The 8,161-nt window shown below is 69.5% G+C and carries 9 protein-coding genes and 1 rRNA gene; all 10 read right to left on the minus strand.

Annotated elements, in window-relative coordinates; all coding sequences use genetic code 11:
* Positions 1–95: 95 nt before the first annotated feature.
* Positions 96–1,145 (minus strand): lysophospholipid acyltransferase family protein, encoded by a 1,050-nt coding sequence (locus tag ACFV2J_RS42150; RefSeq protein WP_385093575.1) that lies wholly within the window; start codon positions 1,143–1,145, stop codon positions 96–98.
* Positions 1,146–1,159: 14 nt separating this feature from the next.
* Entirely contained in the window at positions 1,160–2,221 is a 1,062-nt protein-coding gene (locus ACFV2J_RS42155) for an NAD-dependent epimerase/dehydratase family protein (RefSeq protein ID WP_385093572.1), read from the minus strand.
* Between the two features lie 342 nt (positions 2,222–2,563).
* Positions 2,564–2,662 (minus strand): 30S ribosomal protein bS22, encoded by a 99-nt coding sequence (locus tag ACFV2J_RS42160; RefSeq protein ID WP_003948845.1) that lies wholly within the window; start codon positions 2,660–2,662, stop codon positions 2,564–2,566.
* Between the two features lie 165 nt (positions 2,663–2,827).
* On the minus strand, positions 2,828–3,040 hold the full coding sequence (locus ACFV2J_RS42165; RefSeq protein WP_004984898.1) for a helix-turn-helix domain-containing protein: 213 nt from the start codon (positions 3,038–3,040) through the stop codon (positions 2,828–2,830).
* 129 nt (positions 3,041–3,169) lie between these two features.
* Positions 3,170–3,985 (minus strand): phosphatase, encoded by an 816-nt coding sequence (locus ACFV2J_RS42170; RefSeq protein WP_385093569.1) that lies wholly within the window; start codon positions 3,983–3,985, stop codon positions 3,170–3,172.
* Positions 3,986–4,092: 107 nt separating this feature from the next.
* A complete protein-coding gene (locus tag ACFV2J_RS42175; RefSeq protein WP_385093565.1) occupies positions 4,093–5,265 on the minus strand; it encodes an acetoin utilization protein AcuC in 1,173 nt (390 codons plus the stop codon).
* Positions 5,216–6,424: an MFS transporter gene (locus tag ACFV2J_RS42180; RefSeq protein ID WP_385093562.1), complete on the minus strand. Its 1,209-nt coding sequence runs from the start codon at positions 6,422–6,424 to the stop codon at positions 5,216–5,218. The genes ACFV2J_RS42175 and ACFV2J_RS42180 overlap by 50 nt, the downstream gene beginning before the upstream one ends.
* 80 nt (positions 6,425–6,504) lie before the next feature.
* The gene (locus ACFV2J_RS42185; protein WP_385093559.1) at positions 6,505–7,212 is read right to left on the minus strand and encodes a VC0807 family protein; all 708 of its coding nucleotides are present in this window, start codon (positions 7,210–7,212) and stop codon (positions 6,505–6,507) included.
* A 135-nt stretch (positions 7,213–7,347) separates the two neighbouring features.
* Positions 7,348–7,992, minus strand: a complete 645-nt coding sequence (locus ACFV2J_RS42190; protein ID WP_385093556.1) for an HAD family hydrolase — start codon at positions 7,990–7,992, stop codon at positions 7,348–7,350.
* 83 nt (positions 7,993–8,075) lie between these two features.
* Positions 8,076–8,161, minus strand: a 5S ribosomal RNA gene (gene rrf / locus ACFV2J_RS42195); the annotation flags it as partial.

Genomic DNA, 8,161 nt, shown 5'->3' on the forward strand with positions numbered 1-8,161 from the left:
CAACCACCCACCCCCCGCTGCACCCCCCTCGGGGGGGCCACCCTTCCTTCGAAGGGTGCCCCACCGGCGTATGTGCGAGAGTCGGAAGCAAAGGGTCAGAAGAACACCGACCGGCGCTGCACCAGCAGCTTGTACAGCGTGTGCTGGATCTGCTCCCTGACCTGGTCGGTCAGATTGAACATCAGCATCGGGTCCTCGGCGGCCTCCGGCGGATAGCCGTCGGTCGGGATCGGCTCGCCGAACTGGATCGTCCACTTCGTCGGCAGCGGCACGGCGCCCAGCGGGCCGAGCCACGGGAAGGTCGGCGTGATCGGGAAGTACGGGAAGCCCAGCAGCCGCGCGAGCGTCTTCGCGTTCCCGATCATCGGATAGATCTCCTCCGCGCCGACGATCGAGCACGGGATGATCGGGGTGCCCTGCCGCAGTGCCGTCGACACGAATCCGCCGCGCCCGAAGCGCTGGAGCTTGTAGCGCTCGCTGAACGGCTTGCCGATGCCCTTGAAGCCCTCGGGCATCACCCCGACCAGCTCACCGCGTTCCAGCAGCCGCTCGGCGTCCTCGGCGCAGGCGAGCGTGTGACCGGCCTTGCGGGCCAGTTCGTTGACGACCGGCAGCATGAAGACCAGGTCGGCGGCGAGCAGCCGCAGGTGCCGGTCCGCGGGATGGTTGTCGTGGACGGCGACCTGCATCATCAGGCCGTCCAGCGGCAGCGTCCCGGAGTGGTTGGCGACGATCAGCGCGCCGCCCTCGGACGGGATGTTCTCGATGCCCTTGACCTCGACCCGGAAGTACTTCTCGTAGAGCGGGCGGATCATGGACATCAGGACCTGGTCGGTGAGCTCCTGGTCGTACCCGAAGTCGTCGACCTCGTAGTCACCGGTCAGACGCCTGCGCAGGAAGGCGAGGCCCCCGGCGACACGCCTCTCCAGCCCGCCACCGTCACGGGGCTGCTGAACAGGCTTCTCCTCACGCGTCACAGGAACATCATCCTGCGGGAAGGTCCGGCCCGGCAGGGGCTGGACCTCCCGGACCACCGCGGGATCGCCCGTGCGCCGGCTCCCCGTGGTCCGCCGCCGCGTCGGGCGCTGCGCAGCACCCCCGCGCGACCGGTCGTCGTCGAACGGAATGACCTTGGCGTCCGCCATCGTCGATGCGCTCCTCAGTTGGCGCTCAGTGTCGGGGGCCGGCCGCCGCCCAGGACGGGCAGCGCGGCGATCCGGTCGACGGCCCCCGCGAGGGCCTCGGGGGGCAGGAGTCCGGGTCCCCGGCTGCGTGCGAAGTCCGAGAAGGTCTCGGCGGTCGTGTATCTCGGTTTGTATCCCAGCGTCTCGCGCATCTGATTCGTGGAGACGACCCTGCCGTGCGTCAGCAGCCGCAACTGCTCCGGGGAGAAGTCCGTCACGCCCAGGGTACGCACCGCGGTGCCCACCCAGGTGAGCGCCGGCAGCAGCAGCGGCACCGTGGGGCGGCCCAGCCGCCGCGCGCACTGCGAGAGCAACAGGACGCCGTCTCCGGCGATGTTGAACGTGCCGCTGTTGAGGGTGCCCCGCTCGGGCTCGTGCGAGGCGATCCGCAGCACCTCGATGACGTCGTCCTCGTGGACGAACTGCAGGCGCGGGTCGTAGCCGAACACGGTCGGCAGCACCGGCAGCGCGAAGTACGAGGCGAGCGGCGAATCCGCGCTCGGACCCAGGATGTTCGCGAACCGCAGCACGCACACCGCGACGTCGGGCCGGCGGCGCGCGAAGCCGCGTACGTACCCCTCGACCTCCACCGTGTCCTTCGCGAAGCCGCCGCTGGGCAGCGACTTGGGCGGGTTCGTCTCGGTGAACACGGCCGGGTCGCGGGGCGCGGACCCGTAGACGTTCGTACTGGACTTCACGACGAGGCGCTTGACCGTCGGGGACTTCTGACAGGCCCCGAGGAGCTGCATGGTGCCGATGACGTTGGTCTCCTTGACCGTCGTCCGGCTCCCGCCGCTCAGCGCGGTGCCCGTCACGTCCATGTGCACGACCGTGTCGACGGAGTGCTCGGCGAGCACCCGGGCGATCGTGGGCTGGCGGATGTCGGCCCGGATGAAGTCCGCTTCGCCCAGATGGTGCTCGGGCGTCACCGCGTCCACGGCGATCACGCGTTCCACCTGCGGGTCACGCTGGATCCGTCGTACGTACCGGCCCCCCAACTGGCGGGCCGCTCCGGTCACGAGCACGACCTTCCCCAAGATCAGCGCCTCTCTTCCCGTGCTGGACGTATCCGGACGTAGCTCTGCTCGTACCCTGCCGTGTTCCCCGTGTGCCGCCAACCTAGCGGGTCGATGTTGCGCCGGGGTGACCACCCGGCGCACGAAGTGACGGTGAGCCAGGGGCCTACGACCGGGCGGGACCGCGGGGCCTGCGGGCGTACGCACAGCATCCTCCCTGAGGGCGCTCGAGGCGCAGATGCGCGGCCGCCCGCGGCTGGAAAACGCTGCGGCCCCCCACCCGTAGGTGAGGGGCCACAGAGCGCACTGTCGGCAGCTGCCGCGCAAGCGCAAGGACGAGCCCCGCTGAGGCGGGGCACGGCCTTACTTCTTGTTGCGACGCTGAACGCGAGTGCGCTTGAGCAGCTTGCGGTGCTTCTTCTTCGCCATCCGCTTGCGCCGCTTCTTGATAACAGAGCCCACGACTACCCTCGCTCACTTCTCTTTACTCGGTGCTGGGCTGCATGGGCCCACACGACCTATGAGGGGCCAGCCTACCCGTCCGAGCGCCGAGGTCGTAATCGAGGTGATCCGAGTGCATTCCCGAGGTGGCCACGAGCGCCTTTCGAGAACTTCACCGGGACGCCGTCAGGCCGTCTCCACCCCCACATAGCTCTCGCGGAGGTACTCGTGAACAGCTTGCTCCGGCACCCGGAAGGACCTCCCCACCCGGATCGCCGGCAGATGACCGCTGTGCACCAAGCGGTACACGGTCATCTTCGACACTCGCATGACCGAGGCGACTTCCGCCACGGTAAGGAACTGAACCTCGTTCAGAGGCCTCTCGCCCGCTGCAGCCATGACACACCTGAACCTTCCGCACTCGACGGCCACCGGCTTCCCCTTCCGGTGACTCTTCGTCGTTGCGTGCTCACTCCCCAATGTAGGGGCGGGTGATGCGAGTGGGGAAGAGGGGATGGCATCGGCCGCCTACTGTGACAGACACGCTCGATTGAGTACATAGCGAGTAAGCGGTCGGTAGTAAGCAGACCGCACAGCGTCATCAACCGGAACGACGACGGACACCCGCCCCTCCGCCTCTCCGACGAAGAGCGCGGGATCGTCCGTATCGGCCAACCCCATGGCCTCGAACCCCAGCTGACCTGCTCCGCAGACCCATCCGTGGTCGCCGATCACCAGCTCCGGGAGGGGCCCTCCGGACTCCGCAGCGGCCGCCAGAACGGTACGAACCGGGAGTGGTGAGTGGGAGTGCGCGCCGGTCGCACCACGGGGGGCACGCACACCGGGTTCGCGCACCAACGCGACGCCCTGTACGTAGTCGAGGTGGTAGGTGCGTAGACCGAACCGGGTCGTTATGTCGACAGAGCTACCCTGCGCGGGGGTGAGGACGGTACATCCCGCTGACGACAACGCGTCCGCGAGAGCGGCGTAGAAACCGAGCAGGCGATGCGGATGACCGGTACCCAGAAGCACCGGTTCGCGGTTGCGGGCCGCTTCCCCGAGCCGCCGCGCGAAGGCTTCCAACGCGGCCAGGGTCCTCTCCGGGTCGATCACATCATGCCCGCTCGTGTGCGCCGGATCGGCCGAAACCCCGCACTTGTCCGCCATCAACTCGATCAGATCCCGCTGCCGCCACGTCCATTCGGGATCAAGTCCGAGCAGCACACGGGGATCACGGGCCGCGAAGAGCCGATAACTCCGCAGACTCTCCTCGCGCGAGGTGGCGACGGGCCCGGCCAGCCGGGCGGCCAGCAGATGCGCGCGCAATGCTCCGGTGCTCAACACGTCAGCGATGCTGGCGCATGTGCCGGACGTTCACCCCGAAAATCCCGAAAACGCCCCACAGTTGGCGTAATGGACATCTCCGGGCGGTGGCGGCGGCCGGCGGCGCCCTACGCGAGCAGCCCCCGCAGCGGGAACACCGCCCGCCGGGTCGCCACGATCGCCTGGTCGAGGCGGTCCGCCGGGTCGTACCCGGACTCCCAGTCCTTCCAGGACACCGGCCACCGCCCGTCCGTCATCCGCGCCGGCGCCAACTGCCGCGTACGGGCGAAGACTTCCTGCCGCCAGCTCTCCGGAATCACCGTCTCGGGCTCGATCGGCCGCCCCGCGGCGACCGCCACCAGGTGCGTCCACGACCGCGGTACGACATCCACGACGGCGTACCCACCGCCGCCCAGCGCGATCCACCGCCCGTCGGCGTACTCGTGAGCCAGCTCGTGACAGGCGACCTGCACGGCCCGCTGCGCGTCGAGCGAGACGGCGAGATGCGCGAGCGGGTCCTCGAAGTGGGTGTCCGCGCCGTGCTGGGTCACGAGCACCTGCGGCCGGAAGTCCGCGACCAGTTCGGGGACGACCGCGTGGAAGGCCCGCAGCCACCCCGCGTCCCCCGTCCCGGCCGGCAGCGCCACGTTCACGGCGCTGCCCTCCGCGCCCTGGGCGCCGGTCTCCTCCGGCCACCCGGTCTGCGGGAAAAGGGTCCGCGGATGTTCGTGCAGCGAGATCGTCAGAACCCGCGGATCCTCCCAGAACGCGGCCTGCACCCCGTCCCCGTGATGCACGTCGACATCCACGTAGGCGACCCGTTCGGCCCCGAGCTCCAGCAGGCGCGCGACCGCCAGCGCCGCGTCGTTGTAGATGCAGAACCCCGACGCGCCACCCGGCATCGCGTGATGCAGCCCGCCCGCGAAGTTCACCGCGTGCAGCGCGTCCCCGCGCCACACCGCCTCCGCCGCGCCGACCGACTGCCCCGCGATGAGCGCGGACACCTCGTGCATCCCCGCGAAGGCGGGATCGTCCATGGTCCCGAGCCCGTACGAGGCGTCCGCGGCCTCCGGATCGGCCGAGGCGGCCCTGACCGCCTCCACGTAGTCCTCCCGGTGCACGAGCCGCAGCGTCGACTCCCCGGCAGCCTTCGCCGCGACCACGTCCACGTCCCGGTCGAGCCCGAAGGCGCCGACCAGTCCCCGGGTCAGCGCCAGCCGGACCGGGTCCATCGGATGCTCAGGACCGAAGTCATAGCCCGTTACTGCCTCGTCCCACATCAGCTGTGCGCGGCCGCTCATGCCCGTCACCGTATCGGTCCGGTCCGGCCGCGAACGAACGGGCGTACCCCAGGGTCACCAGGACCAACACCATCGGCACCAGCATCGCGCCCCGGTAGCTCCACGCGTCGCCCAACGCCCCCACCAACGGCGAACCGACCAGGAACCCCACGTAGTTGAAGATGTTCAGACGCGCGATGGCCGTGTCCGAAGCCCCCGGGAAGAGCCGCCCGGCAGCCGCGAACGTCTGCGGGACCAGCACGCACAACCCGAGCCCCAACAAGGTGAATCCCAGCATCCCGACCCACGCCCCGGGCGCCGCCGCCACCACCGCGAACCCCAGCGCCGCCACCACGGCCCCCAGCCGTACGACCGCCACCGCCCCGAACCGCCGCACCCCGACGTCCCCGACGGCCCGCCCCACCAGCGTCATCACCATGTAGACGTTGTACGGAACGGTCGCCAGCTGCTCCGAACTGCCCAGCACGTCCTGGAGATACTTCGCACTCCAGTTGGAGACCGTCGAGTCCCCGATGTACGCGAACGTCATCACCAGACACAGCGGCAGCAGCAGCTTGAAGACGACGGGCCCGCCCTCCGCCTTCTCAGGCCCGGAGGCCACCTCCCCGTCGACGTACCACCGGCTTCCCAGGAACGCGGCCGGCAGCAGCACGAGCACCACCGGCAGATAGGACGTGAACAACGACAGATGCCAGTGCGCCCCCGCCCACGCGAGCGAGGCGCCCACGATCCCGCCCAGGCTGTACGTGGCATGGAACCCGAGCATGATGCTGCGCCCGTAGGTCCGCTGGAGGCTCACCCCCAGCATGTTCATGGAGGCGTCGAGCGCGCCGACCGCGAGCCCGAAGGCGCCGAGGGCCACCGCCATCTCGACCACCCGGTCCCCGGCCCCGACCCCGAGCAGCGCCAGCAGCACCACGGGCTGGGACCAGCGCAGCAGCCGGCTCGGCCGGATGCGCTTGACGAGGTGTTCGGTCGTCACGCTTCCCACGCCGGCGAGGATCGGGACGGCCGCCAGGAAGACGGGCAGCAGCGCGTCCGAGACCCCGTACCGGTCCTGGATGGCCGGGATGCGCGTCACGAGCAGCGCGAAGGTGGCGCCCTGGGCGAAGAAGCTGAACGCCAGCGAGGCCCTGCCGCGCCGCAGCACATCTGTCATGGCGGCGAGCGTAGGGCCCCGGCCTACCGGTGGGTAGATCCAGCAGAAGATGAATTCTGCTCACCTCTGCGGTGAGGCCGTCACCGCTCGCAGGTCCGGCCGCCCGCTTCGGCCCTGACCATCCCCTCCATCGGACCGGCGGCGAGACCGCCGCTGACAGCCATGGCCATGGCCATCGTGCAGATCATGACGACCGTGCCGAGCCACACCATCGTGTCGACGGGCAGCGTGTACGCGCCCACGATCCGCACGACGCACTCCCCGAGCAGCGCCACTCCCCACACGCGGGAGAAGGTCCGCTCGAGCGTCCGGAACCGTTCGGACCCGTTGAACAGCCGCTCCCAGGCGGCCTTCCTCGCAGGGTCCCCCTTGGTGACGAACGGCTTCATCGCCGGCGTCATCATCGGCCTGCCGGCCGGCACGGAGACCAGCACGGCGATCCCGATCAGACTGCTGACCCCGCTGTCCTTGGCGAGCATCAGCCGTGGGTCACCGGCGGCGAGGCTCAGCAGCAGCCCGGCCACGTTGACGAACAGGATCAGCGCGGCCAGCGCGTTGACCTTCCGCTCCCGCGTCACGCTCCACAGGGTCCGCACGGCGGGTACGACGCTGCTCCATCCCAGCGCCGCCATGGTGCTCGTCCCCAGGCCGCTCTTGAGGAGGTAGTACGTGCCCACCGGCACGGCCACGTCCACGATCAGCGGCAGGAAGTACCGCCGGGTGGTGACTTCGGACGTGTCGCCGGCGGCAGCCGTCGCGATTCCGGTCTCCGTGGCCGTGACGCTCATGATCGGGTCCTTCCGTCGTCGCCTGGTACGTGCCGCTCTCGATGTACTCAGCTTCGCGGCCGGACCCCTCGGGCCGACAGAAACGATCGTCCGGAGCTCGCCATGACAAATGTCAGCGCGGCCGGGTGGTGCGGGTCATACGAGCAGGTCGAGGAGGTCTCCCAGGTCGGAGAAGAGCTGGGTGGCTCCGGTGAGCCGTGCCGCGGGCGTCATGGCGGTGAACCCGTACACGTCCATCCCGGCCGCGTTCGCCGCCTGCACCCCGAGCGGGCTGTCCTCCACGACGACGCACCGCCGCGGCGGTACGCCCATCCGCTCGGCCGCGTGCAGGAACAGGTCCGGTGCCGGCTTGCCCCGCCCGACGTCCTGGGAGCTGAAGACCCGCCCCGCGTCGAACCACCGGTCGAGTCCGGTCGTACGGTGCCCGACCCGGATCCGTTCGTGGCTCCCGGAGGAGGCCACGCAGTAGGGCACGCCGTCGGCGGTCAGCTTCTCCAGCACCTGCACGGCCCCGGCGACCGGCCGCAGTTCGCGTTCGAACGCGGCGAAGACCCGTGCGTGGAAGACGTCGTCGAAGTCGTCGGGCAGCCGCTGCCCGGTGCGCTCGTGGACCAGGTCGTGGACACGGTGCATCGCGGATCCCATGTAGTCCCGGATGGATTCCTCGTAGGAGGTGGGGTGTCCGAGCTCGGTGAGATAGGCGGCGAGGAGGCCGTTGGAGATCGGTTCACTGTCCACGAGGACGCCGTCGTTGTCGAAGATGACCAGGTCGTAGCGCATACGGCAACAGTAGATCGGAGGATCCCGTAAACGCAGAAAACCCCCGTACCGATTTCCCGGTACGGGGGTTTCCTTCAAAATTTGTTCGGCGGCGTCCTACTCTCCCACAGGGTCCCCCCTGCAGTACCATCGGCGCTGTAAGGCTTAGCTTCCGGGTTCGGAATGTAAC

This window comes from Streptomyces sp. NPDC059668, from assembly GCF_042734135.1.
Classification (GTDB): domain Bacteria; phylum Actinomycetota; class Actinomycetes; order Streptomycetales; family Streptomycetaceae; genus Streptomyces.

Coding starts and splice junctions, on each gene's coding strand:
- ACFV2J_RS42150 (WP_385093575.1), bottom strand. CDS start 1,145: ATGGCGGACGCCAAGGTCATTCCGTTCGACGACGACCGGTCGCGCGGG.
- ACFV2J_RS42190 (WP_385093556.1), bottom strand. CDS start 7,992: ATGCGCTACGACCTGGTCATCTTCGACAACGACGGCGTCCTCGTGGAC.
- ACFV2J_RS42185 (WP_385093559.1), bottom strand. CDS start 7,212: ATGAGCGTCACGGCCACGGAGACCGGAATCGCGACGGCTGCCGCCGGC.
- ACFV2J_RS42165 (WP_004984898.1), bottom strand. CDS start 3,040: ATGGCTGCAGCGGGCGAGAGGCCTCTGAACGAGGTTCAGTTCCTTACC.
- ACFV2J_RS42175 (WP_385093565.1), bottom strand. CDS start 5,265: ATGAGCGGCCGCGCACAGCTGATGTGGGACGAGGCAGTAACGGGCTAT.
- ACFV2J_RS42180 (WP_385093562.1), bottom strand. CDS start 6,424: ATGACAGATGTGCTGCGGCGCGGCAGGGCCTCGCTGGCGTTCAGCTTC.